This is a genomic window from Njordella aestuarii (assembly GCF_056494165.1).
On sequence record NZ_CM151397.1, the window covers coordinates 4474007 to 4498035 of the forward strand.

Below are 24029 nucleotides of genomic sequence, written 5' to 3' on the forward strand. Positions count from 1 at the left end.
CCAGCGAGGACATTGTGGCAAACAGCTCAGCGATATCGCGAACGACTAGCGACACTTTCTATTCGTTCTAGGTACCAAAAAAGCGGTCATCGACATCACATGTCCTTGATAATACCAAATTTCGATTTGCATTCGCGATACCGAATAACATTCCACGATATCGGGGGCTATTGTTTGTCCGTCCTTTTCTTCAATTTGGTAGGACATGCCCGCAACTGCAAAGTCGGGTCTACCAAGCAACTTCTGCAGATGTCGTCGGTCTTGACAGCTACAAACACGGCGAAACAAGGAGTCCAACTCCGCTCCAAGCTCTATTTCCGTTCGAAAGCGTCTTCCAGTCGCCCAATCGACGACGCGGTAATACCACTGTTTTGCAAACGACTGACGTCTCGAAAAGACTGGCTTGTCTTGACGGACTTGTATACCAATTACTGGAGTGATCATCGCTTTCTCGAATGTTCAAAAACCATACACAACGAGCAGCAGCCTTACCTTAGTTGCGGAGCATATTAGTGACGTAACTAAATGCATCATCACTGACTTGGGTTCAGGACTTGGTAATGAGGTCATGCGTGTCATTGCTTTGGCCATACCCAAAGTGATAGCACCATTCTATTTCATTCAAGCGATCCCAAACGATGCGAATATTGCCACCGTAGGGCGTCCTCACCATGCCGTTCGGTCCCATCTCGCCAAGCTTACATTCGCACCAATCAATTTCGTCTCGATCGGAGGCAACTGAAAACCGAACGTCAATTGGAGTAAGGCACTGATCAACGACAAAAATGCAATTCCCGATTACGCGCATTTCAAATTCCCCACGCTTCTCAACGACCTCAGCATAGATTCCGTCAAGACTGTCGTTTTTGAGCACTCCAATCTCGTGAAAAAGCTGAGAAATGAAAGCTTCCAGCGAATACAGCATTGAGGGAAGAAGCGGGGACGAAAGGCAAGATTCGTAAACTTCCGTTTCAACCAAAATCGATCGAGCGACGCGAGCAGTATTTTCTTCTGATTGTGTAACCAAATTTACGACTCACGCAAATTTCAACAAGAACCAACACGCGTCAGGCAGCCGGTGCAAGATGCATTGACCTCAAATCGCCCGAGGCACCGACTCCGTCGCAGTACGCCCAACGACTGGCGTAATCATGTGGGATGCACGTCCTCTGTTATTCTTTTCCGGCCCCCCGCGACAGTCAACATACCAAATGAATCAGTATCGAGGTAAGAATACGATGCGAAAGCACTCTGGAAAAGCTAGCGCTCGTAATCTGCCTACGCCAAGTCCCGAAGTGCTTGGCAACTCTACAAAGCATCTGGCGTCCTACGAGCCCCCCAAGTGCTTGTGCCCTACTTTTTGATTAGCAGCCTGGGCGTCGACGCCCCCACGAGCTTCGTTAACCGATTTCATCCTATAGCTTTCCTAACACGGTTTTCGCTTCGAGTATTTTCCTGGCGAACGAAACTTGGTCAAGTGTTTGTTCTCAGGTTCTTGTCGAATGTCCGCCCAGTATTCTTCGCGGACATCGTCATCTATTTCAACCGTTGCGGGATATAACGCATCGTTGCCATCCTTTCGGCATTTTGAAACCCAATACCACATGCCTGATTCGACGTTATAAAAGTTAGCCTTGTAGCCGGAACCATTCAATGATTGAAGTTTTCTGCCATCGTAATAGATCGTTTTACGTGTGTTGGAGAACGTCACCCGCCCGATACGTGCAGGGCCTGCCAATCCTGGTTTCATTTCGATATACATAATTTCGGAATGCGACTTTTTGGACGGCGCGAGGAATTTCTCCGCCTTCCCTGTTTTGTAAAGATGCGGATATTGGGGAGCGTAACGCACGGCCGGATCAGGAAAAACAGCAAGCGGTTCACGGTCCCAAACATTGAGCGACCGAAGAAAGCGTTCTTCGTCTGCGATTGAGAACAGTTCGATATCTGGGGGCAAGTTCAAAGTGACGTCCTGCGTCTCCGACACTTCGAATACCGCGTACCGCTCCAGCAGGATCGATCGTACAGCGACTGTAAGCTCGCGATCAGAATCAAGGCGCTCTTGAAATTCAAGCCAAGCAGAAGCGTCTCCCCGCTCGAGACGCAGCACACAAGCGCGAATACATTGGCCGTCTGTCCAGGACGGTGATCGCCAGTTGTCGTGCAGCTTCATTTCGCGGCATGCGTCGTTGACTAACGTCAGGATGAAAAGTTGTGCGTCCATCGGAGAGCATTCGGTTACTGCGAAAGACGACTTACGTTAAGTCGACACAATCGCAAATGTTCAGTTGTTAAAAAACGGTTTGCCTTATCTACCTTACTATTGGTTGTGGCCGTCTTCGGGAGGACTGGCACTGCTTGCCCCCTTCAGCGTTGTCGGCTTCGTCCCGACCAAACGATGTGCATTTTATGAAGAGTATAGTGCATTTCAGACCTGATTTGGGATCGTCAAGTTTAGAAACGAAGTTCGCAACCTGTTTTCTTGGAATCCTGACAAGTCGTGACAAGCCGTTCCAGCAAAAATCGCTCCTGTGCAGATATGTTTTTACGGCGTCTGCGCCTGACTGGGTTGATCTGCGTCTTCAGTGACTGAGATGTTCTCAATCATCCTAGTGAGTTGATCGGTTGTCGATTCATCGGCAGGTTGATGCACAATACCGGTTATCAAAACGATCGACCTCGCTCGACGAACGAAGTATTGGTAAGTCGTAAAGGAACGACTGTTAGCAGAACGAGTGATCACAATTGAAGCAGCGGTTGCTTCACCTATCTTGCAAGCTTCCGGTCCTTGCTCAACTGTCTCTCCCCGTGATATTGCGCCGCGTTTCCATGACTCAGCATGCTCCAAAGCTGTTTGAAACTTCGACCGCGTGAGTGGCATCAGGTCGATGGTAATTGAAGGAGCAGTCTTCGTGTCTCCCTTCCTCAGGTGCAGAACACAATATTTACCTCGAATGAGTTCCGATAATTGCTCATCAGATAGAGAGCGTAAGTCAACATCTAGCTTTGCCGTCGACACGATCTCCCAGTCACCGACAATTTTAGCCTCTACTCCGTAAGCAGCGTTTTGGTAATGCTCGTCTGCGAGACATGATATTTGGAAACACCAAAACAAGACGCTGAGAATTGAAAATCGTTTCATTGACTTTTCCTGGGAAGATTGGAAAACTGAGTACCCCGGCGCGATTGTTGGTTTGGCAAAGCGCTGGCAGCCCTTAAGTTTTCAGCGCTCGGCTATCAGCCACTCTGGAGAAACTATTGCTCGGCTCCGGTAAAGGTGATTCGCACTTTTGCTTATACCTTTCTTTATTCACCATACAGACTCTGTGAGACCAGCGGAGCGGGCAAAATCTCTACAGCCCGGAAATAGTCTGAGAAAATCCCGCCGTAATCAAAGGTTAATCGCACAACAAGTCGTCGATTATTAACTTGAGGTTTGGAGTCTGCGTAGCCGTCAAGGAAAATCGGAAGCGAGATAAGCACTTCTTTAACAATGAATTTCAATCGTTCGTCTGACCGATCGTCCGAGGGTGACCCCGCATAAAGCGTCTTCCTGTCGTAGGGGTCGATAAAGAATGCGATGCCATTGACAATTATCGGGTGACCGTTTGCAAAAGCAGGTTTATTCTGTAGTCGAGCACGAATAGCCCGCCAGTCAAAACAACGAGCAAGACTCGACCAGCGAGATTTTCTATCGTAAATCGGTTCAGGTGGCAGGTACGGATTCACTTGCGATTAAATCCACAAAACTTCACGCTCGACAACGATCCGAATAAACAGTCCGCCGCCCAGCGATTTTGATTTCACGATACGTCCGATCGGTAACTCCGGTGTTGCCGACACGTCAAATGCCAACGGCGAACAAAGCTGATCGCCTATCCGCGTGTTATGCTATGTGCACCGTCAGTCCAGACTTCGTTCCCGTGGGTGACGCTGTAATTATATCGAATCGGAATTGGCGTCGGTGGCATCCGACAACGATTTAGCAAAATCTGCACAGAATCCCTGGGCTTAAACGGGCGAGATTTGACCACATGTTGCCTCCACTTCAATTCGTAACTTCAGGCACAGTATCTTGTACGAAGGCGCACGCTGCGCGGACAGTTTTGTAAGCCGAAGGCGTGCCAGGCGAACTCGCAATAGATAAAGCTTACAATTGATTGGCCCTTGCACGCATTTGCGTTCTCCTGCAGGCAATAAGCGTCGCCGTCGTCGGGATACAAACGGATATGTCAGCCTTGCTGACTTTCGGCACCGAGTTCCTCGAAACGAAATTTAACCTCTTCAACAGTCGCGTCGCGGAGTGATTTGGCTAATTGAGCATCGTCTGGAAACGCTAATTGCCGCAGCTCGCGAGTCTCCAGCGCGAGCGCAATTTGACTACGTCGAAACGGCCAAGGCTCGACATGCAACGTTCCTTCCCGATCTGCGTGCAAGTCATAACGAACGCCTTGCGAGTTAGTGATGATTTCCACGTGCCTTTGCATTGCGGGGATATCATTGCCCGAAAGTATGAGAGAACAACGGTCGCACCAATGCATCCAATCATAAGACGTTCTCAGTTGCTCGGCAGTAACATTGAGCTGCGCTAAAACACTGGCTCTTCGTTCCGATTCTTCGTCGAGCAATAGCCGCATTTCATTGCTGACTGGTTCATGTTCGTACAAAACGTGATTATGTAGCGACACGAGCAGTCCAATCCAGCGGTGCTTCTTTACAGCCTCCCAGATCTGTGTCCGTGCATCCGTGACGCGATCTTTCGCTTCCATCGTCGACAGCGTAAAGTCGAGCGGAGCGCGCGCATCGCTTAGATACACATGCTTGTCGGGCAAGAACGGCTCCTTTCCATCATCATGTATTCCAATCGCAACTTGGGTCTGCCACCAGAACGGTAGGTCTTCTTCAATTGCTAATTCTGCGGCTAGACTTTGGGCAAGCAGTGCATGAGCTGAATGAAAGACAACCCGCCAGCCATGCTTGACACTACGAACTATCATTTGAATAACTTCCAAGTGGTGGGAAAATGCCGACGATCGATCGCAGAACCTGCAAGCTAATTTAAGCATGAGTGATCGACAATACTTAACTGAACGTTCCGCCTTCAACTTTGTCTTACAGGACTGTCCAGTTGACAGAATATTTCCTTCAGCCGACTCACATCGACGGGCTTAACCAGGTGTAGTTCGAAACCGGAACGGAGTGCCTTGATACGATCTGATTCTTGCCCGAAACCTGTCATCGCAACAAGAAACAACGACGCGGTATCAAATTGCTGACGAAGTTTTGTCGCCAGTTCGTAACCAGAGATACCTGGCATTGCAATGTCTGAAAAAACCACATCCGGCTTAAAGTGATGTAGCTTGTCCAAAGCTTCTTCGCCACTTTCAACAGCGACAACGGAATGCCCCATTTTCTCTAGCAGGCGTGACAACATTAGTCGCAAAGCCTTCTGATCTTCGACGACTAAAATTTGAAGATTACGCATTGGCACGAAATCCTCAACTTGTTTTCCGGGCAAGTTGGCCGTGGAAATGACCACAGGCAACGCCACCTTGAATGTACTACCGAGCCCCAAGCCCTCACTCTTGGCCGTGATACTTCCGCCATGCAGCTCAACCAGATTCTTCACCAGCGCTAGTCCAATACCAAGCCCCGAAGAACCGCGTTCAAGCGAATCATTCACTTGCGAAAACAGCTCAAAAATACTAGTCAGCTGCTCACTTGCAATTCCGATCCCGTGGTCTCTTACTTCAATCACGGCCGACCCGCTCTCGGTTCTGACGGTTAAGGTAATACTCGTGTTGCTTGCGCTATACTTCGAAGCGTTGTTTAAGAGATTCGATACAACTTGCGCTATACGTGCAGGATCGACATTGACGAAAATCTCCTGTGAAGGCAGGGAAATATTGAGAGCTTGCCCGTTTTCGTCAATCATCGTTCGTGAAGCTTCAACAGAAGAATTGATGATCGACGCCAGATTAACGGTCTCACGTTTTAGAACGATTTTACCACAGCTAATCCTTGAGACGTCCATGAGATCATCAATGAGGCGAATCAACTGCTCCACTTGCCGCGACATCGTGGACCTCAATTCCTCCACTTCCTTATCGAGCTTCATCATTTCAAGAATCTGCACAGCATTCTTGATAGGGGCAAGTGGATTCCGAAGCTCGTGCGCAAGGGTCGCGAGAAACTCGTTCTTGAGCCGATCTGATTCCGACAGACGCTGCGCAAGCTCTAACAGAGCATCCGAGTTCTCCTTCTCCTTGGTTATGTCGGTACAAGTCCCAAACCACTGAGTAATCTTTGCTTCGGAATTTCGAATTGGGATCGCGTACGAAAGAAACCAGCGATACGAGCCTTCTTTGCAGCGGAGCAAAAATGTATCGCTCCACGCTTCTTGGGATGAGAAGCCCGCTTGCATTCTTTCCAATGCAGCACCGCTCTGGTCTGGGTGCAACACACATGGCCAACCAGTAGCATTCATTTGTTCCGGAGTAGTCTCTGTTGTTTCAAACCAACGTTGATTGTACCACGTGATCTCGCCGACTTCGTTGGCCATCCAAGCCAACTGCGCTATGTTGTCAGCCAACTGGCTGAAACGCATATTGCTTTCCCGCAGGGCTTGCTCGATCAGTTTTTGATCTGAGATGTCAACGCACGACCCTATGTAGCCCACAAATGTCTGTGCATCCCAGTTGGGCACCCCATGGTCAAGAATCCATCGGTATTGGCCATCATGCCTTCGCAGTCGAAACTCTCGAGTAAAATTAGCTCGCTGTGAAAAGGCTTGATCGAATACTCTCGTAAAACCCTCCACGTCGTCGGGATGTATTCTTGAATAAAAGCTGTCCCGATCTGCCTCGTCAAGCGAAGTTCCTGCAAACAACAGCCAGGAGCGATTGAACCAATAGAAATCTTGGTCATCATCGCACATCCAGATATGCACTGGAGCAGCATCTGCCATATGTCGAAACTTGCGTTCGCTGGATCGCAAGAGTTTTTCCTCATTCCATCGTTCTGTAATATCTCTAAAAACAAAAACGAAGCCGTCCGACGAAGTGTTCGTCACGCAAATGGGTGCAACCGTATACTCGATGGTACGTGATGTACCGTCTTGACATTGCAGCAAACATGGCTTTTCTGGGTAAGCGGAAAATTGCTCGATATCTAGAGCCGTGCAAACGGATATTCTGGCGTTCGTTTTCAAGTCAAACAGTGCCAGTATTTTTCCAACAGGCTGACTTTTCGCTTCGTCAGCCGTCCAACCTGTAAGCTCTTTCGCCCCTGCGTTGAACGAGATAATCTTTCCCGCGCGATTGATCACCACCACGGCGTCACCGATACTTGAGAGAGTTGCCTGGAGTCGCTCAAATTCTAAAGTGGCCTTTCGCCTCGCATTCGAAATACCAGAACCAACGAGGCCCATCCCAAGAACTATCATCAGGTAGAGCACGAGTCCCGCCAACTCTCCCTTACCAGGCGCAGGAAACAAGTAGTTCACTCCTAGAAGTCCTAAAAGCCCGACAACCAAGGCTGGCCCAAAACCTCCTTGCCACGCCGAAAGCATCGTCCCCAAGAGCAGAAATGTTGCTAAATACTGATGCCCCAGATACGAATCCACTGCCCACTGCGCGATCAATATTGCAAAAATGACCAACATTGCAAACACATATCGATGCCCGGCCAGCGTCTTAAGCCAGGGGAGATTTTTTTGAGTGCTGAAGAAGTCTCTCATCGAACGTCCTATATTAGGTAAGCAAAGGATACTTTTGTTCAGCGAAGACCAGTTAGCAAGAAGGCAAAGGCGATAAGCCAAAATTGTTACGCGTACGATAACGGTGTTTCTGGTGCTTAGTATACTCGCAGCTATCAATCAGAGGCGATGTCTAATCGCAAGAGTATTATCGCCCGCAAAACGCCTCCGACAAGGCATGATGGCAACCACCGGAGCAACTGTTCAGTATGCAGAAGTCAGCAGGCATTTTCCTTTCATCAAATACCGTCCAGGCTTTCGAACCTGTTTTGCCGCACCAATGTTTTGACAAGAGTCTTCCGTTCTGGCAACTTTGCCTTAAGAACCATAATTCTCTTTTCGTGATGGCTGCGATCATAAGCCCGTGGTCGCTGTCGATTGGCATTGTAATAGCGAAACTTGGCAAAATAATTAGCTGCAGACGTTATCGTCAGATTTGGTGTCGTCTTCCTCTCGTTCACTTCGGCTTCCGTGGGCCTTGCGATAAACTCTTGGCGAACAACCGCATTCTTGCTTGAAGACTTCATTAAATCGACTCAAACTCTGGAAACCAGAGTCTATGGCAACATTCACAATTGAGTCATCTGTTGTTACTAACAAACGCTGCGCATGAGAGAGTCGGTGTTGGACAACAAAAGCGGTCATCGTCGTACCGAAAGTTTTACGAAAGAGATTCATTGCATAATTCGGATGCAGTGCATTTGCGACTGCGATCGATTCTGAAGTTAGCGGCTGAGTGTAATTTTTAGCGATGTAGCACGCTAGTTGATCTGCCCGCGAGAGCATTGGCGACGGTTGTGAAAGCCGCTCGGCTGATATTCGCTCCGAGAGGCGCAACAGCCGGGCCCTTACCTCCAATTGCGCTGCCCGCTCCAATACGGGTGATGCTGATTTCAAATCCTTTTCCCAGCACGCAAATCTAGAATCGTCGGTGTTATCAATCTCAACGTCGATAAGTAACTCTCCGAGCAAAACGCGGTTGATCACGTTCCGATCGATTCCGCTTCTCAGGAATTCTGTTAACGGAACCGTTGCGACGAAGTACGGTTTTTCGCCTCCAAAATCCACAATCTGATGAGGAAGGGCGGCCCAAAAGAGACCGACCGCGCCCGCATGAATGGTCGTCCGATTTCCGCCAAGAATATAAGTTAGTGAACCTGATTGAAGCCAATTCAGTTCGATTTCATTGTGTCTATCGGGACGCGGCATTCGAATCGGAAGCCATTGTTCGCACGTAAACCCATAAGGCGAAAACTCAGGCCGCTTAATGTCAAATTTCTTCATCCTGCTTAGAATACCGTGAGTTCAGGCACGTTGTCAGGGAGATGCACGGCAAATTTGCAGATATCCTTACACCTGCGACTGGCAAGATGTCCTCCCAAAGCATTGCAGATGTTAGCCTCATTTCTGAATAGTCTTTTATTGCTGATTGTATTTTACGGCGTTGCTTTGGCAGATACCGCTGCCGAACGCCTTTTGCAGAAACCAGACTCGTGGTTTAACAGCGAGGATGGGCGCCAATCACTTGAAGCGATTCTCTCATGGCAAACGGATAATGGCGACTGGCCAAAGAATCAAGACACGACACAACAGAAATCTGAAGTCAGAGAGAAACAGCCGGCCGGAACATTTGATAACGGCGCAACCATTAGTGAACTCAGAGTTCTTGCCAGAGCGATTAGTGTCGCGGCCGATGAGAAATATCTACAGGCCTTTCAACTCGGTTTCGATCACATTATTGCGGCCCAGTATGCAAACGGAGGCTGGCCGCAGTATTACCCACTCAGCAAGAAATATCACCGCCATATTACTTTTAATGACGGCACGATGATCCGCATAATGGAGTTCTTGCAAGATTGTAGCCGTGAGCAAGAATTTGCATTTCTGGATGCCACTCGTCGCCATGCGGCACAGCTTGCAGTAGAACGCGGAGTAGAGTGCATCCTAAAGTGTCAAATCATTTGTAACGGCAAGCTTACTGTTTGGTGTGCCCAACACGATGCCGATACGCTTGCTCCAGTACATGCTCGTGCATTCGAGTTAGTCTCTATTAGTGGTAGTGAAAGCGCCGGTATTTTGAGATTTTTGATGCGGCTTGATGCCCCTTCAACGAAAACAATCGAGGCGGTGAAGGCAGGGGTTTATTGGTTTGAGGCCGTCAAGATTCAAGGTGTCCGATATCGAAAGAGTCAGACGCTACCTGCTCTGACAGAAGATTCGCAAGCTCCATCATTGTGGGCCAGATTCTATGAGATCGAATCAAACCGGCCTATTTTCTGTGATCGTGATGGAGTTGCCAAGTACAGCATCGACGAGATCGGTAGCGAGCGTCGAAACGGCTACACATGGTATGGTAATTGGGGAGATAAGTTGTTTAAGGATTACGCCAAATGGTCACATCGTTAGTTAAAAGACGTTACTCCGAGGCCAAACTTATGACTGAAAAAAATTCTATTGAAATCATCCGAGTGAAGTCACTTCATGAGCTTCTAAAGGTATTGGCAATAACAATCTGTTGCTCGTTTTACGCTTCAACGGCCAAGTCAGAACAGGCCGAAAATCCGGCGAAGGCGAATAGGTTACGTGTAGTTGTCACAACCGACTTCCCACCTATCGGCGTTGTAAAAGCAGGAGATCTTCCGAATGACCAGAAAAGCGATCCCGATGACATGCAGTCGATGGTACGCTTTCTATTGTATGCAAACGAGTTTGATGTCGAAGCATTGATCGCTTCGTCGGGGACGTTTGCGAACATTGCAAAAAAACAGTACATTTTGGATGTAATTGATCGTTATGCCAAGGTACATGACAATCTGAAAAAGCATGATCAGTCATACCCATCGCCCGATTTTCTACGAGCAGTAACCTATGAGGGTCGCACCGGCACGTGGGGAAAGAAGGGCATTGAGAACATTGGCGAAGACAAAGACAGCGAAGCATCGAATGCGTTGATTGCAATCGTGGACAAACCTGATCCACGTCCGGTTTATGTTTCCATTTGGGGCGACTGCAGTGTAGTGGCCCAGGCGATCTGGCGGGTGCAGCAGACTCGCAGCAAGTCCGAACTTGATGACTTTCTCGGCAAACTGCGGATTCACCAGATTGCAGTGCAAGATGGCACAATTGGCTGGTTGAGAGAAAATTTTCCACAACTATTTATCATCCATTCAGAAAAGACTTACTTTGGGATGTTCGGTGGAAATGATCCAATTTCAGATCTCGACTGGGTGAATGAACACATCCGTCATAATCACGGTCCGCTTTGCGATATTTACCCGCACGAAGGCATCGGCTGCACCGGAGTCTGCGAAGGTGACTCACCGGCATTCTTGTGGCTTGTGAGCGCCAACCGAGGTCTCAATAATCCAGATGATCCCACGCAAGAAAGCTGGGGGGGACAATTCAAGAGAGATGGTCGCACCAACCACTTCATTGATGGCCCCGGCGGCGTTAGCATTTCTAAATGGCGCAAAGAGTACCAAAGCGAGTTTGCAATGCGCGCAGACTGGTGCATCGATAAGTGAAGCATCTCTAGTACCAGTCTTCTCGGATGCACAACGAATGGAAAATCTATGAGTCAACCCTGTCGAATTTGCGTATTTGGGTCAACCAACATTGACCTTACTTTTCGTACGCCACGGTTTCCGCAGGCTGGCGAAACACTGACGGGAAATTGTTTGCTCCAGGGCTTAGGAGGTAAGGGTGCTAACCAAGCTGTCGCGGCAGCCAGACTTGGTGCCGACGTGACTTTTGTTTCTTGCGTTGGCGACGATGCGTTTGGCTTAGAAGCTATCAATCAATTTCAGGCTGATAGAATCAACTCTGAATTTGTACGACGTGTCGACGGCCAACCAACAGGTACCGCCGCCATCATCGTTGATGACCAAGCGGAGAATTACATCATAGTAATACCAGGCGCGAACGCTTCCCTGTCTCAGGCGGATGTACGGCGGGCCGCTCGTGCCATTGAAGATGCCGACGCCGTTGTCTGTCAATTAGAGACGCCGATGAACTCGACACTGGAAGCGTTTCGGCTTGCTCGCGCAGCGGGAAAACGTACTGTCTTGACGCCTGCTCCGGTTGTCGACCTGCCTGAAGAATTGCTAAGCTTGTGCGATGTCTGCGTTCCAAATAGAACCGAAATCCAAGTGCTGGTTGGTAACTCAGTGACCAACTTGGACGAAGCTCATATTGCGGTCAAGCAGCTTATGAGGCGAGGTGTTGGTTCCGTTGCACTAACGATGGTTAGCCAAGGGGCTTTCGTCATGGATGCCTCTGGTGCCTTCCATATTCCCGCAGCAAAAGTCCAAGCAGTAGATACGACCGGAGCGGGAGATGCTTTTTCAGCAGCCCTAGCGGTATTCCTGGGCGAAGGTTTTTCGCTGCACGAATCGGCCAAGCGAGCGAGTATCGTTGGCGCGCTGGCTGTAACACGTCTGGGTACCCATGCTGCGTTTCCAAGTCGCGAGGAACTGGAGGCCAATACCAGTCTTAAAGTTGAATCGACGCCCGTTATATAAGTAAACATACGTTGGATTATCTTCAAAAGATTCGAATCGAATTGCGACCCTATACACATTATTGCACTTAAGCATTCATCAAAAGCGAGTACTGTATGTTCCGAACCGTATTCACATATATCTTGGCATACTTCGTCATATCAAGCACATCCATTTGTCTTTGCGAGGAACTTAAGCCTCGACTGGTGGTGCTAACTGACGTTTCAACCTGGGAGACCGATGATAGCGAATCGCTTGTTCGATTAATGGCTCACGCAGATCTATTGGAGATTGAGGCTCTAGTATTTACGACTGGCTGGAGTTTGGATAACACACGTGATGACTTCATGGATTTAATTCATCTTGCAATCAATGCGTACGAAAAGGATCTTCCCAATCTCAGCAAACGATCAAATCAAAACGGTTACTTGGAAAATGAATCGCGTCAAACGATTGGTTATTGGCCAAATCCTAAGTACTTACGTAGTCACACAGTCTTTGGCAGCAAGAAACGCGGAGCACCGCATTTGGGCGAAGGCAACGATTCACCCGGCAGTAAACTCATCATCGACTTAGCCGATGAAGATGACGATCGTCCGCTCTGGATTACAGTTTGGGGAGGCGGCAATACGCTGGCTCAAGCAGTATGGAGAGTGAAGCAGGAGAGGAGCGAACAGGACTTCAACGCATTCCTTGCGAAGCTGCGTGTATACACTATTACCGATCAAGACCGGGATCAAAGAACGCCATTCAGCGACAGTTCACACCAATGGTTACGCCGGGACTTCGAGAAACAACTGTTCTTTATTTGGGACGAATGTGCATGGAAATATCAGAATGGAACAGGTCGAAAAAACTGGTCTAGTTATGAAAGCGAGATTCAAGGGCACGGAAACTTGGGAGCCGTTTATCCAAAGTACAAATACGGTGTTGAAGGCGATACGCCCGCCTTCTTGCATCTACTGCCCATTGGACTTAACAACCCAGATGAGCCCACGCAAGGTGGCTGGGGAGGCTATTTCGCTTGGGGGGTGAGTGAAGACAAAGAAACGTCATGCTACACCAACTTTCAGAATCCTGAATATCAGGAATGCCAGAAACTTGAAGAGCATTTCTATCCCGCGACCTTCAACAACTTCGCCGCACGAATGGACTGGGCCAAAGACGGAAAGGGGAATCGAAACCCTATCGTTAAGATCGACGACGATCAATCTTTACAGATCTTGACGAAAGCACCAAGAGCCGGCGAGAGCGTTACACTGGACGCATCTGGATCGTTTGATCCTGAGAATGACAAGTTGTTGTTCAAGTGGTGGGTTTTGACCGCCGCAGGAAGCTATAAGGGACGCGTTGAAATTGCTGGTCATGACCAATCGAAGGCCACTATATCAATCCCGAGCAATTCATCTGGCGAAAGCTTTCACGTAATTTGTGAAGTCACCGACGACGGTACTCCCAGCTTGACCTCATACCGACGGATAGTTTTCGCACCAGTTAAATGACAGCGACCATTACTGCGGCCCCGTAAATGAGTGACTAAAAACGCTGTGCGCAATCGATATAGATCCTCAAGAAACAACGATCACTTCGACTGCGTTTTCGTAGACGTCTTTGCGTTTGTCGTAAAGAGGAATCGTTGTGCCGCTGAGGCGATTGCTGACCAAGTCCTGGAGATCCACATCGGCCACAATGACCTGTTCGATGTTAGGAGTGCCTTCTGCAGCGATCCCATCACGCGCGAATGAGAAGTCCGACGGTGTGATAATCGCGGCTTGGCCATAATGCATCCCAAGCCCCTCAACGGGTAGATTGCCGACCGTGCTAGTCATAACAACAAAAACTTGATTCTCAATCGCTCGCGCATGGCAACAATATCGGACGCGGAGAAACCCTTGACGATCATCGGTGCACGACGGCACCATCAAAATATCAGCTCCCGCTTCACAAACCATCCGCGAAAGTTCTGGGAATTCAATATCGTAACAAATTAATATCGCAATCTTCCCAAATGGCGTTTCAAACAAGTGCAGTTTGTCTCCAGCATCCGTATTCCATTTTTCACGCTCCCAACGCGTGCGGTGTATTTTATCTTGCTGAAAAACACGACCGCTGGGTGTGAAGTAATAGGCCGTGTTAAGCAACCTACCGTCTTCTTGCAGCGTAGGATGCGAACCACCAATAAGATGAACGTTCCACTGCGCTGCGAGTTCTAACATCAACTCTTTGTAGCGCCGCGTATAGTCATTCATGTTGCGGACCGACGTGTGCAAATCGTTCGTGTCCATGAACGAGAGTAGTTGAGTCGTGAAGATCTCCGGCAATAACACAAACTGTGGCTTGTAGTCCCCGGCGGCTTTCAAGAGGAAACGAACTTGATTTTCGAATCCTGACCAATCATTGATTTGGCGCAACAGGTATTGTACTGCCGCAATGCGAACGATCATAAGCTTAAATTCTCAGTGTTATTAACAGGTAAATCAGAACGATAGTCTGGGTTCAACCAGACAATAAGCGAAGCGTAACCACCAGACTCTTTGTCTTCAGGGATATAGTCCTCCATGACACCGCAATAGCTAAAGCCCTCCCGAATTTGAAAACTTAGCACCGGATCCTTGAAGTCTCCCCAAACAACCTTTTGCGCATAAAACTCAGCTGTCATCTGCGTTGCATATTTGTGGTAACCGGGCAGCCTGCCACAGCAAATGATACGCTTCAGATTCATCGCTCTGCATAAATCGCGCCGTGCTTCATAGAGCATATGGCCGACGCCCTGTCCTTGAGATTCTGGGTCAACGAATACTTCCACACCGTACAAAGTGCGGCCCATCGGATTGTGATTTTCGAAAGTACCAGAACTCGTAATTTCCTTCCAGCTATGCGGCTCAGCCCAATCGTCCCACGAAACAACGATCGAGCTGGCACAACCGAGCAGTCCGTCGGGACCTTCTGCAACCATTTGCCCACGAGGGAACGCGTCCAGTTGACCGCGAAGCTTTTCCGCATTCCAGCTAGGGATGTCGGGATAGATTGCCTTCTGTAACGCGATCAGGTTGGGAATATCATCAAAGCACGTTCTGCGCACTCTGATTGTGGGTATTGATTCGTCCATATTTGCGCGTCCTCGGTCCTGCAGGCTGCCAACCTTCAACTTGTAAATCGTAAATGAGCTGTCCACCTCTGCAAAACAACGTTGCTGGACAACACTCTGCCTGCTCAAACACACTACAACATGTGTCAATGGAACTACAAGCTAATGTCGGTACGTCGTTTCACGCAACCGCACTCGCAAAGTTTTGTCAGCCAAAATTTAATTTCGGATCTTTCACATGCGTCAAGTGGCTTTAGAACTGGGCAACATGAAGGCAGACAATACAGCGTTGCGTTCATGATGGAACGGTGGAAACGGCTTGCTTAAACATAAGACTGTTGCCCGTCTTTAGGTGCCTCGGTTGGAACCGGCGTTTAGAAGTACATCAACTTCCTTTTTGGTCGGCACATCGAAAGCGTCCGACTGTGAAGCCACGTTTGGCCACGTGCTTCGTCTTACGCCCTGCGGTCCTTGCTCGCCACATCCGAAACGATGAGGGACTTAATTCTCGCCGCATGACCTGGATAACTTGACCAGGTGTCAAACCAAACTGACTGCGGATCGCGTCGAAACTAGTTCGGTCTTCCCAGGCCATCTGGATAATGCGGTCAACCTGGCTTTTCGAAAGCGATTGGGTAACTGAATGTTTCATCTTGAAGGCGATCACAAATTTGCCGAGCTTCTATAATGACGGACAACCGCATATTGGGCCGCTGTTTAACCGATCATTTCGCCATGGTGCATCACAAAACGAATTTACCCACGAAAGTTTGTGCCCATTGCCAACGTCCGTTTGCCTGGCGCAAGAAGTGGGAAAAGGTATGGGGCCAAGTCCGCTTTTGCAGTAACCGCTGTAAGACTAACGCGAATAAAATCGATTCGCAGTTGAAGCGGACGGGGCCAAAATAACGATCGCTGAGAACTATAAGGTAGCCGCTGACGATGTATATGAATCATCACTGCGAGTCAGTCTGCTAAGCCCCCGAAGCCCAGTCGGGGATTCGATCTGCCAAGGGATGATCGCAACACGGCTGCTATACTCGTCTCTAACTTCTTGTAAGTAACTTTGTTCATGCGATCGCCGCTGTCGCAACAGTGGATCCGTAATTGGAAGTGGGCTTAGTACTTGGTTGATCACCCACGCGTAAGGCTCGATCTCCGCGCGACGCAAATCTCGCTGCAACGCGGCGGCTTCATGCACCGGAGTCGCTTCCGGTAGCGTAACAATCAAGACGCGTGTAAAGCTTGGATCACGCAAACGTGGAAGCAGGTTCTCAACGGCTTCAGGCATCTCACTTGATTGGCGCGTCACTTCGCGGTGGTAAGCCAGCGCCGAATCGAGCAATAATACGGTATGGCCCGTCGGAGCGGTATCGAGCACAACGAAATTTTTTGTGCCTGCCGCCACAGCATCTGCGAAGGCTCTAAACACAGCGATCTCTTCGGTGCAGGGTGATCGCAAGTCTTCTTCCAACAATGCTCTGCCTTGCTGGTCGAGATTCTTTCCAGCTTTGCTTAAAACTTCAGCTGAATACTTAGCTGTCTCCATTTCCGGATCAATCCGACTAACTGACAAGTTCGGCAAGCTTTCATCGTTCATCGCAGCAGCAATATGAGCCGCAGGATCGGTCGTTGATAAATGCACTTCGTATCCCCGCTCGGCAATCGCAACTGCTATAGCTGCAGCCACAGTTGTCTTGCCAACGCCGCCTTTACCCATAGCAAGTATGACCCCGTGACCGGGAGCTACGAGATCATCGATCAACTCACCCAGCAAAGGCAACTGTTCGACGGATGTTTCCTCTGATTTGAAATCCGTGCGGGCGAGCAGTCCTTCCATCGAGAGGTTGCCGAGCTGCCGAAGCGCTTCGAAACCTAAAATCCCAACGGGGCTTAATGGAACAATCGTCTGCGGAAAAGCTTTTAAGCCTTCTGGCATCGCTGCCAGCGCCGACATTCCTCGCTGTTCTAACGCTGCAGCATAAGGATCGCTTGCATCGATAGCTTTGAATACACCGTTAACGACAAGATGTTGATTGAGCACACCTAACTCAGCAAGCTCACCACTGGTCCGCGCTGCTTCCCGAAGTGCACTCTGTTCTGCGCGAGCAACTAATACGAGAGTTGTCACGGCAGGGTCACCCAGCGCTTTCACTGACTCTTGATAAAGTTTTTGTTGGTTCTGCAAGCCTGCGAGAGGCCCAAGGCAACTGGTTCCGGTCGTGTTTTTTTCCATAAAGCCATCCCAAGCCGATGGCAGTGTCAGCAATCGCAGAGTGTGACCGGTAGGCGCTGTGTCGAAGATCACATGATCAAATTCTGCAGTCGCCGCTGGATCCCCTAGTAAACGGGAAAACTCATCGAACGCAGCTATCTCCAACGTACAAGAACCAGAGAATTGCTCTTCCATGCTCTTTACGGCAGCCTCTGGGAGCAAACCTCGGTAAGGGCCCACCATTCTTTCGCGATACTCGGCCGCCGATTTCTCGGGATCAAGATTCATGGCGGATAGAGTCGGTATCGCAGGGACGGCCGTAGGATGATTCCCTAACGTGACGCCTAACACTTCGTCCAGGTTAGAAGCGGGATCGGTAGAAACCAGCAAGACACGCTTTCCACCATCGGCGAGTTTTACTGCAGTCGCACATGCAACCGATGTTTTTCCAACTCCTCCTTTGCCGGTAAAGAACAAATTACGCGTTGGATGCTCAATAAATTCCATGATATATCCCTGGTAAGGTTTGCTCTCGAAGCTGATAAATTGGAAAGGCACTTGGCTTGGCCCTTGTGCTTTGTGCTTTGTGCTTTGTGCTTTGTGCTTTGTCGCTCAAAAAATCACTAGCAACTGCCGCTTGTTCCGCAGCATCCACCGCTCTGTTTGGTTACAGGAAGCATTTGCTTTGCCGGCGCACCGGTCGCCCAACCTTCGAGATCCGCTCGCGAAGGATATACCGCTTGGCTAACGACCTCACCGTCAATCACAACGACAGGAAGGCAGTCGGTACCAGCCGTACTCAGCAGTTGATGAATTGCCTTATTCTCAATAAAGGCCTGCGGTTGTTGAGCCAAGTTATATCGCTCAACGTTATGACCTTGACTCTTCAGCCAATCTAGATCCGCAGCAAATTGTGGCAACACTGGGTCAACTTCAGGTCCGCAGACACCAGTCGAGCAGCACATAGGCTTGTCGTAAACTTGTACATTTTTCATGATATTTTCTTTTGTAGGAGGTTGGAGATTCAAGACAGGAATCGTGTTCACCGGACTGGTCGATGTTTGCTTAAGAGCGTGAACTCGTACACTCGCCGCATACGCATTTGCGTCAAAGGATTGCATGATGGAAGCCAGTCCTTCGTGCAAAGTCTTTTCTTGCGAACCGCACGAGTCACCTCCACAGCATCCGCTATCGCTTGCCATCGCATAAGCGTTCAGGTCAGCTCCAGTATCGGTGACGACTACTGAAGCGAACCCCGCTTGCTCTAACAAGCGACGGTACTCGTCAATCAGAATTGCACCCGAGATACAGCCGACATACGCTTCCACACTTTGCTTTACTTCGATCGGCAACTCCTGTTTCAATGCAATGTCGCTCAATGCCACACGACCATCAGGTTTGAGCACTCTCAGGATTTCACGAAACACAGCTAACTTGTCAGGCACAAGATTGATCACACAGTTGCTTATTACACAATCAACAGAGTTATCAGGTAGCGGCAGCTCGTCGATCTTCGCCTGCAGGAACTCAACGTTCGTAAGTCCTAGTTTTTGTTGGCCAGCGCGAGCTCGTTCGAGCATTTCGGGTGTCATATCAATGCCGATCACGCGGCCCGAAGTTCCGACTTTGCGAGCAGCTAGAAACACGTCCATTCCACCGCCACAGCCCAGGTCGACGACGATCTCGCCTTCTCGAATGCCCGCCAATGCCAGAGGGTTACCGCAAGACAATCCCATGTTTGCTTCGACCGGCAACTGATTCAGTTCTGCTTCTGAGTAGCCGAACGCGGATGCAATCGATCTAACTGCGATCGAGTCGTTGGTTAGCGTGCCCTTAGCAACGCCTGCATACTGATCTCGGACATCGTCAATAATCATTCGCTCGTTCATTGGATCCTCGTTTGCATGCCATCGCTTATCGACGAAGCACGATAGATTTGTGTAAAAAAATGTGGTAGATGCATGCGAAACGCACCCGCTAAGTCTGTTGCGCACAAAATTTCGATGAACCGCTACAGTTCTGCAACCAACTTCTTCAGTTTTGCCATCGCAGCCTTGTTAACGCAGTAACAAACGCGTGGCCCGTCAATTTCACCTTGCACCAAACCAGTCTCTTTCAAGATCTTAAGATGCTGCGAAACAGTAGATTGCGCCAGAGGCATTTCTTCGACGATCTCACCGCACATGCACGCAGTACGGCTTAGCAACAAGCGGACGATGCGGACTCGAGCCGGATGAGCAAGTGCCCAACTAAGCTTGGCGAGATCCTCCGCCCAGGCGACATCAGGTAACGAAAGTTTCTCGTCCACTGAGCAGCACTTCTCCGTCGCCATCTTTGCTTTTGCCATCGTTCCCATGCTTCCAGAAACCAAACTGTATAATGCCATGCTATAGTATATCGTCGATCAACGATAGGCCGCAGCAGGAATTTTGTCAACCCTGTTCGGTTTTCGCTCGGAATAATGAGTGATTAGAGTGGCGACGGTAGCGATTTTTTAAAAAGAGCAGAATAAAAACCTTAACTGCAAAGATGTGTCGGGCCGCACTGGCATGCAAATAGAGTTGCGATGACGCCCCTTGGCGGTCGATCAACGTATGTCAAAAGTGCAACGCGGTTGGTACACGAACCGGTTGACCTTGCTTATCAGCCGACCACGAGGTAGCCTCCTACTAGCCATATTCGTTAATCGAAGAAATATTTGTTCATGAAACACGATCCACAGATCTCTATTTCATCTGTCACTCCGCCCTAAATCGATAGTGCGTTGAGTTCATCGCGTGTTCTTAGTTTCGCAATTGCGACGGCATCGTAACTGGTCTTGGTCGTTAGTGCCCCTCGCCGTCTTTTTGAAGTTCCATATCTAAATGCTCGATCTATTTCGTTCTCGGCCCCAGAATCTTAAGAATGAATTGCTGTCCGGTCTGACAGTTGCCATCGCGTTAGTTCCAGAAGCCATAGCGTTCGCTTTCGTCGCTGGCTTGTCACCGATCATTGGTCTATATTCTGCATTCTTTATCGGTCTAATTTGTGCGATGTTTGGTGGACGGCCCGGCATGATCTCGGGCGCAACTGGCGCTATGGCCGTGGTCGTCGTTAGCTTGGTTGCAATCCATGGCATTGAGTACTTGTTCCCAACGGTAATTTTATGTGGTCTGCTCCAATTGATCGTCGGAGTGGCTCGGCTGGGTGTCCTGATTCGAATGGTTCCGCATTCCGTCATGCTGGGGTTCGTGAATGGTTTGGCAATCGTCATTTGCATGGCTCAGTTCGGAAGCTTTAAAACGGTAAGTCCGCAAGGTGTTTTACGGTACATGGAAGGCCCGGCACTGTGGATTATGATCGGACTTGTCGCAATCACTATGGCGATCATCTGGCTGCTTCCGAAAATAACAAAAGCGATCCCTGCATCACTGTTTGCAATTCTCGTGGTGACGGGGATTGGCATTGCATCGAACCGAATATTGCCGCAAGAGATGGCAGCGGAGAGTCAAAGCCGTGTCGTCATGACTGTCGGTGACATGCTTGCGACCAACGCTAAAGTTGCCGCCGCAAAATCGGTTTTACTGGCAGAAAACCTTGGTGAAGCGGGCGTCGGCTCTGCTCATGCAAGCGGACCACAATTTGAGGACGGAAATTCCACACAGGCAGCCGCCATTACTGCTGCGATGAACAATATTGATCCGAAATCAACAAGCATTAGCGCGGGACTCCCAACCCTCTTCTTTCAGTCGTTTACGTTGCCACCGATGACACTGGCGACCCTCTGGATCATTATGCCCTTTGCTGCAGTTTTAGCCGCAGTTGGACTTATTGAATCCTTGATGACTCTAACATTGATCGACGAAATCACGGAAACGCAAGGCAACAGCAATCGTGAATGCCTTGGGCAGGGATTCGCAAATATTGTCTGCGGCTTGTTCGGCGGCATGGGCGGCTGCGCGATGATTGGCCAGTCATTGATCAACGTCGAATCAGGAGGCAGAGGTAGGACGTCGGGCATCTTCGCTGCTTGTTGTCTCCTCGCGTTTGTTATGTTCTTTTCAAGTTGGATTGAGATGATACCGATGGCAGCACTCGTGGGAGTGATGTTCATGGTCGTAATCGGCACTTTCGAATGGGCGTCTTTAAAGCTCTACCGCAAAGTCCCCACCACAGACTTCGTGGTTATGGTCTTAGTGACTGCTTACACTGCCGTCATGCATGACCTGGCATCTGCGGTCATCATTGGGGTTATCGTTTCCTCACTCGCGTTCGCATTCAAACATGCGAAGAATATCAACGCCGATATTCAGTTCAACGAACATGGTGCCAAAGTTTATCAGCTACATGGCCCACTGTTCTTCGCATCGGCAACTCAATTCAAGGAACTCTTTGACGCTCGCCAAGACCCCGAAACGGTTGTAATTGACTTCTATTACACACGAGTTTATGACCATTCGGGTATGGAAGCCATCCATTCGGTCGCTGCACGATATCAGCAACTAGGCAAGACAGTGCATTTAACGCACTTGAGCGATTCGTGCCGAACGATGATTTCCAACGCCAAGGATTTAGTGCGAGTTTCGATGTCGGACCAACCGCAGTTTCATGTTTCAACCGATAGATTCCAGAAGAGCCTCAGCGAGCCTGCTGAAACGACGGTATCCGGACAATAAACACGCTGTCGTCTATCGCGCCGCACTTCTAGCCTTTCACACGATTGGACTCAGTCTGGCAATCGCGTTAGCAGTACAACGTCTGGACCAATGATTTGCAGATCTGCCGCGAAGTATCGGCCGATCCACTGGAATGTTGCGTCCGAGAAAAAGCTTACGTGCGTCGGGTCATCTTTGTAGTGCCACTTCGCAAAAGATTGGTTCTCAAAGCGACGTTTAGTCATTATCCCCAATACTCCGCCAACGCGTAAGCACGACCAAAGTCTTCGAAGTTCAAATCGCGGTCGATGAAGATGCTCAACAACTTCGCTCGCCGTGATAAAGTCGTAGCTGGACATCCACACGTCAGAATTCGGCTGATAGACAGAGTCGTACAACGTTGTGGGGAAACCGGCTTCCGACATCATCAGCGAAAGTGTCGGGCCCGGTCCGCAGCCAAAATCTAGTCCTTCTGCGTGCGCAGCCAGATTTTGAATCAGAGGGACTGCAAGACGATTTAGAAAGTGCCTGTACCGGGGATCGGCCGGATCATTCTCATGTTGGTCATAGTGCGACTTCTCAGCGTCACGCGACAGAAAGTATGCGGGCGGCACAAATACTAATTCGCATTCACAACACGTCAGATACTCTCGCTTCGCTTCGCGATAAAACAACGCGATCTCCAGCGAATTGCAAAGCGGACATTGAATCTCGCATTGGTCAACTTGGCCAGTATCAAAACATTCATTTGAAACTTTCACAGCATGATACCAAAATCCGATAAGCCATTCAGCCGGTTGCATTGCAAGGAGTTGCGCTTTTATTAGCAAGAACAACGCAACGACGATTCAACTTCAACACACCGACGTCCAGTTAATCTTTCTGTCGCCCTCATCGCAATTCTACCACAGCATTGTCTGGTCAGCTCAGGAATATTTTCAGAGCGTCACGGTTGTGGTAGACTTTGCAGCCAACGCCCTCGATGCGTAACACTTTGTTGTATATATTTGTTCGCCGCGTTTTCTCATGCGATCGTCAATTAGCCGGAAACGAAGTCAGGCTTACGCTTTGTGCTTAACAAGAACTACTGCGGCAATAACTTTAAAGGAAATTATGGACTACGCGAACAAATCAACGCTTGAAGAGATTCGCGACCGCTTTGATCATGACGTAGAGCGGTTCAGCAATTTGGAAACCGGCCAGTCCGCCACAATCGACGCTCCGTTGGCAATGGAGCTGATTTCGCATGCGGCCGTAGCGTCGACCAATCCAATCCGTCGTGTTCTAGATATCGGATGCGGTGCGGGCAATAACACGATTCGTTTGCGGCAAGTTTATGGTACGAGCTTCAACGTCGACCTATTGGACTTGAGTGAACCGATGTTGTTACGTGCGGAGCAGCGCGTCCGCGATGCTGGAACGGGTTCAGTTCGAGTTTGGCATGGCGATTTCCGAACGGTGCAATTAGAAGCTGAGTCGTTCGACGTTATCTTGGCTGCCGCTGTGCTACACCACTTGCGCGACGATGCCGACTGGTTGGCCGCCTTTCAAAAGATATATCAGTTGCTCGCCCCGGGCGGTTCTATATGGATCACTGACCTTGTATCGCACGAAGTTGCCAACGTTCACGCGATGATGTGGCAGCGTTACGGCAATTATCTGTTCGAACTAGGCGGTGAGGTTTACCGTGAAAAGGTCTTTGAATACATAGACAAAGAAGATTCGCCTCGGCCAGTGACCTACCAACTCGATTTACTCCATCACGTTGGCTTCAGTCAAGTCGAACTTTTGCACAAGAACTCCTGCTTTGCAGCGTTCGGAGCCGTGAAGTAGAATC

At 49.3% G+C, this 24029-nt stretch carries 22 protein-coding genes; 7 read left to right on the forward strand and 15 right to left on the reverse strand.

The annotated features are described in order from the left end of the window. Positions 1-45 precede the first annotated feature (45 nt). The 8 genes from SH451x_RS17720 to SH451x_RS17755 form a co-directional block, all read right to left on the reverse strand. Positions 46-444, reverse strand: a complete 399-nt coding sequence (locus SH451x_RS17720) for a hypothetical protein (protein ID WP_479358332.1) — start codon at positions 442-444, stop codon at positions 46-48. A 103-nt stretch (positions 445-547) separates the two neighbouring features. Then, the gene (locus SH451x_RS17725; RefSeq protein WP_479358333.1) at positions 548-1027 is read right to left on the reverse strand and encodes a hypothetical protein; all 480 of its coding nucleotides are present in this window, start codon (positions 1025-1027) and stop codon (positions 548-550) included. A 399-nt stretch (positions 1028-1426) separates the two neighbouring features. After that, entirely contained in the window at positions 1427-2224 is a 798-nt protein-coding gene (locus SH451x_RS17730) for a hypothetical protein (RefSeq protein ID WP_479358334.1), read from the reverse strand. Between the two features lie 321 nt (positions 2225-2545). Beyond that, positions 2546-3142 carry a hypothetical protein gene (locus SH451x_RS17735; protein ID WP_479358335.1) on the reverse strand — a complete coding sequence of 199 codons (597 nt, stop codon included), beginning with the start codon at positions 3140-3142 and terminating at the stop codon, positions 2546-2548. 164 nt (positions 3143-3306) lie between these two features. Then, positions 3307-3729: a hypothetical protein gene (locus SH451x_RS17740; protein ID WP_479358336.1), complete on the reverse strand. Its 423-nt coding sequence runs from the start codon at positions 3727-3729 to the stop codon at positions 3307-3309. Positions 3730-4232: 503 nt separating this feature from the next. After that, on the reverse strand, positions 4233-4997 hold the full coding sequence (locus tag SH451x_RS17745; protein WP_479358337.1) for a DUF3891 family protein: 765 nt from the start codon (positions 4995-4997) through the stop codon (positions 4233-4235). A 104-nt stretch (positions 4998-5101) separates the two neighbouring features. Continuing rightward, positions 5102-7738: a hybrid sensor histidine kinase/response regulator gene (locus SH451x_RS17750; protein ID WP_479358338.1), complete on the reverse strand. Its 2637-nt coding sequence runs from the start codon at positions 7736-7738 to the stop codon at positions 5102-5104. Between the two features lie 429 nt (positions 7739-8167). Further along, positions 8168-9040: a helix-turn-helix domain-containing protein gene (locus SH451x_RS17755; RefSeq protein WP_479358339.1), complete on the reverse strand. Its 873-nt coding sequence runs from the start codon at positions 9038-9040 to the stop codon at positions 8168-8170. A gap of 108 nt (positions 9041-9148) precedes the next feature. Between SH451x_RS17755 and pelA the strand changes: the two genes are divergently transcribed. The 4 genes from pelA (at position 9149) to SH451x_RS17775 (ending at position 13757) form a co-directional block, all read left to right on the forward strand. After that, on the forward strand, positions 9149-10162 hold the full coding sequence (gene pelA, locus SH451x_RS17760; RefSeq protein ID WP_479358340.1) for a pectate lyase: 1014 nt from the start codon (positions 9149-9151) through the stop codon (positions 10160-10162). A gap of 29 nt (positions 10163-10191) precedes the next feature. Continuing rightward, on the forward strand, positions 10192-11280 hold the full coding sequence (locus SH451x_RS17765; RefSeq protein ID WP_479358341.1) for a DUF1593 domain-containing protein: 1089 nt from the start codon (positions 10192-10194) through the stop codon (positions 11278-11280). A 48-nt stretch (positions 11281-11328) separates the two neighbouring features. Further along, on the forward strand, positions 11329-12276 hold the full coding sequence (rbsK, locus tag SH451x_RS17770) for a ribokinase (RefSeq protein ID WP_479358342.1): 948 nt from the start codon (positions 11329-11331) through the stop codon (positions 12274-12276). Between the two features lie 95 nt (positions 12277-12371). After that, complete coding sequence (locus SH451x_RS17775) at positions 12372-13757, forward strand: DUF1593 domain-containing protein (RefSeq protein WP_479358343.1); 1386 nt, start codon at positions 12372-12374, stop codon at positions 13755-13757. A 66-nt stretch (positions 13758-13823) separates the two neighbouring features. Here the strand turns inward: SH451x_RS17775 and SH451x_RS17780 are convergent, their stop codons facing one another. From SH451x_RS17780 to SH451x_RS17790, 3 genes are all read right to left on the reverse strand, one after another. Next, a complete protein-coding gene (locus SH451x_RS17780) occupies positions 13824-14699 on the reverse strand; it encodes a carbon-nitrogen hydrolase family protein (protein ID WP_479358344.1) in 876 nt (291 codons plus the stop codon). Continuing rightward, positions 14696-15364 (reverse strand): GNAT family N-acetyltransferase, encoded by a 669-nt coding sequence (locus SH451x_RS17785; RefSeq protein ID WP_479358346.1) that lies wholly within the window; start codon positions 15362-15364, stop codon positions 14696-14698. The genes SH451x_RS17780 and SH451x_RS17785 overlap by 4 nt, the downstream gene beginning before the upstream one ends. Before the next feature lie 364 nt (positions 15365-15728). Continuing rightward, positions 15729-15995 carry a TIGR03643 family protein gene (locus tag SH451x_RS17790; protein ID WP_479358347.1) on the reverse strand — a complete coding sequence of 89 codons (267 nt, stop codon included), beginning with the start codon at positions 15993-15995 and terminating at the stop codon, positions 15729-15731. An 83-nt stretch (positions 15996-16078) separates the two neighbouring features. Here SH451x_RS17790 and SH451x_RS17795 point away from each other — a divergent pair, with 83 nt between their 5' ends. Then, complete coding sequence (locus SH451x_RS17795) at positions 16079-16252, forward strand: DUF2256 domain-containing protein (RefSeq protein ID WP_479358348.1); 174 nt, start codon at positions 16079-16081, stop codon at positions 16250-16252. A gap of 13 nt (positions 16253-16265) precedes the next feature. Here the strand turns inward: SH451x_RS17795 and arsA are convergent, their stop codons facing one another. The 3 genes from arsA to SH451x_RS17810 all read right to left on the reverse strand — a co-directional run bounded on the left by arsA (position 16266) and on the right by SH451x_RS17810 (position 19890). Beyond that, positions 16266-18065: an arsenical pump-driving ATPase gene (arsA, locus tag SH451x_RS17800; protein WP_479358349.1), complete on the reverse strand. Its 1800-nt coding sequence runs from the start codon at positions 18063-18065 to the stop codon at positions 16266-16268. Between the two features lie 116 nt (positions 18066-18181). Beyond that, the gene (gene arsD / locus SH451x_RS17805) at positions 18182-19447 is read right to left on the reverse strand and encodes an arsenite efflux transporter metallochaperone ArsD (protein ID WP_479358350.1); all 1266 of its coding nucleotides are present in this window, start codon (positions 19445-19447) and stop codon (positions 18182-18184) included. 122 nt (positions 19448-19569) lie between these two features. Then, positions 19570-19890, reverse strand: coding sequence for an ArsR/SmtB family transcription factor (locus SH451x_RS17810; RefSeq protein WP_479362918.1), 321 nt, complete (start codon positions 19888-19890; stop codon positions 19570-19572). A gap of 532 nt (positions 19891-20422) precedes the next feature. On the opposite strand from SH451x_RS17810, the gene SH451x_RS17815 reads away from it, so the two are divergent. Beyond that, entirely contained in the window at positions 20423-22213 is a 1791-nt protein-coding gene (locus SH451x_RS17815; RefSeq protein ID WP_479358351.1) for a SulP family inorganic anion transporter, read from the forward strand. 50 nt (positions 22214-22263) lie between these two features. On the opposite strand, the gene SH451x_RS17820 is transcribed toward SH451x_RS17815, so the two are convergent. After that, entirely contained in the window at positions 22264-22995 is a 732-nt protein-coding gene (locus SH451x_RS17820; RefSeq protein ID WP_479358352.1) for a class I SAM-dependent methyltransferase, read from the reverse strand. A gap of 310 nt (positions 22996-23305) precedes the next feature. Between SH451x_RS17820 and SH451x_RS17825 the strand changes: the two genes are divergently transcribed. Next, on the forward strand, positions 23306-24025 hold the full coding sequence (locus SH451x_RS17825; protein WP_479358353.1) for a class I SAM-dependent methyltransferase: 720 nt from the start codon (positions 23306-23308) through the stop codon (positions 24023-24025). Positions 24026-24029: the final 4 nt, after the last annotated feature.

What these genes read in the sequence shown, in the direction of transcription:
- SH451x_RS17720 (WP_479358332.1), bottom strand. Translation starts at nt 444, where the DNA reads ATGATCACTCCAGTAATTGGTATACAAGTCCGTCAAGACAAGCCAGTC.
- SH451x_RS17730 (WP_479358334.1), bottom strand. Translation starts at nt 2,224, where the DNA reads ATGGACGCACAACTTTTCATCCTGACGTTAGTCAACGACGCATGCCGC.
- SH451x_RS17735 (WP_479358335.1), bottom strand. Translation starts at nt 3,142, where the DNA reads ATGAAACGATTTTCAATTCTCAGCGTCTTGTTTTGGTGTTTCCAAATA.
- SH451x_RS17745 (WP_479358337.1), bottom strand. Translation starts at nt 4,997, where the DNA reads ATGATAGTTCGTAGTGTCAAGCATGGCTGGCGGGTTGTCTTTCATTCA.
- SH451x_RS17750 (WP_479358338.1), bottom strand. Translation starts at nt 7,738, where the DNA reads ATGAGAGACTTCTTCAGCACTCAAAAAAATCTCCCCTGGCTTAAGACG.
- SH451x_RS17755 (WP_479358339.1), bottom strand. Translation starts at nt 9,040, where the DNA reads ATGAAGAAATTTGACATTAAGCGGCCTGAGTTTTCGCCTTATGGGTTT.
- pelA (WP_479358340.1), top strand. Translation starts at nt 9,149, where the DNA reads ATGTTAGCCTCATTTCTGAATAGTCTTTTATTGCTGATTGTATTTTAC.
- SH451x_RS17765 (WP_479358341.1), top strand. Translation starts at nt 10,192, where the DNA reads ATGACTGAAAAAAATTCTATTGAAATCATCCGAGTGAAGTCACTTCAT.
- rbsK (WP_479358342.1), top strand. Translation starts at nt 11,329, where the DNA reads ATGAGTCAACCCTGTCGAATTTGCGTATTTGGGTCAACCAACATTGAC.
- SH451x_RS17775 (WP_479358343.1), top strand. Translation starts at nt 12,372, where the DNA reads ATGTTCCGAACCGTATTCACATATATCTTGGCATACTTCGTCATATCA.
- SH451x_RS17780 (WP_479358344.1), bottom strand. Translation starts at nt 14,699, where the DNA reads ATGATCGTTCGCATTGCGGCAGTACAATACCTGTTGCGCCAAATCAAT.
- SH451x_RS17785 (WP_479358346.1), bottom strand. Translation starts at nt 15,364, where the DNA reads ATGGACGAATCAATACCCACAATCAGAGTGCGCAGAACGTGCTTTGAT.
- SH451x_RS17790 (WP_479358347.1), bottom strand. Translation starts at nt 15,995, where the DNA reads ATGAAACATTCAGTTACCCAATCGCTTTCGAAAAGCCAGGTTGACCGC.
- SH451x_RS17795 (WP_479358348.1), top strand. Translation starts at nt 16,079, where the DNA reads ATGGTGCATCACAAAACGAATTTACCCACGAAAGTTTGTGCCCATTGC.
- arsA (WP_479358349.1), bottom strand. Translation starts at nt 18,065, where the DNA reads ATGGAATTTATTGAGCATCCAACGCGTAATTTGTTCTTTACCGGCAAA.
- arsD (WP_479358350.1), bottom strand. Translation starts at nt 19,447, where the DNA reads ATGAACGAGCGAATGATTATTGACGATGTCCGAGATCAGTATGCAGGC.
- SH451x_RS17810 (WP_479362918.1), bottom strand. Translation starts at nt 19,890, where the DNA reads ATGGCGACGGAGAAGTGCTGCTCAGTGGACGAGAAACTTTCGTTACCT.
- SH451x_RS17815 (WP_479358351.1), top strand. Translation starts at nt 20,423, where the DNA reads ATGCTCGATCTATTTCGTTCTCGGCCCCAGAATCTTAAGAATGAATTG.
- SH451x_RS17820 (WP_479358352.1), bottom strand. Translation starts at nt 22,995, where the DNA reads ATGCAACCGGCTGAATGGCTTATCGGATTTTGGTATCATGCTGTGAAA.
- SH451x_RS17825 (WP_479358353.1), top strand. Translation starts at nt 23,306, where the DNA reads ATGGACTACGCGAACAAATCAACGCTTGAAGAGATTCGCGACCGCTTT.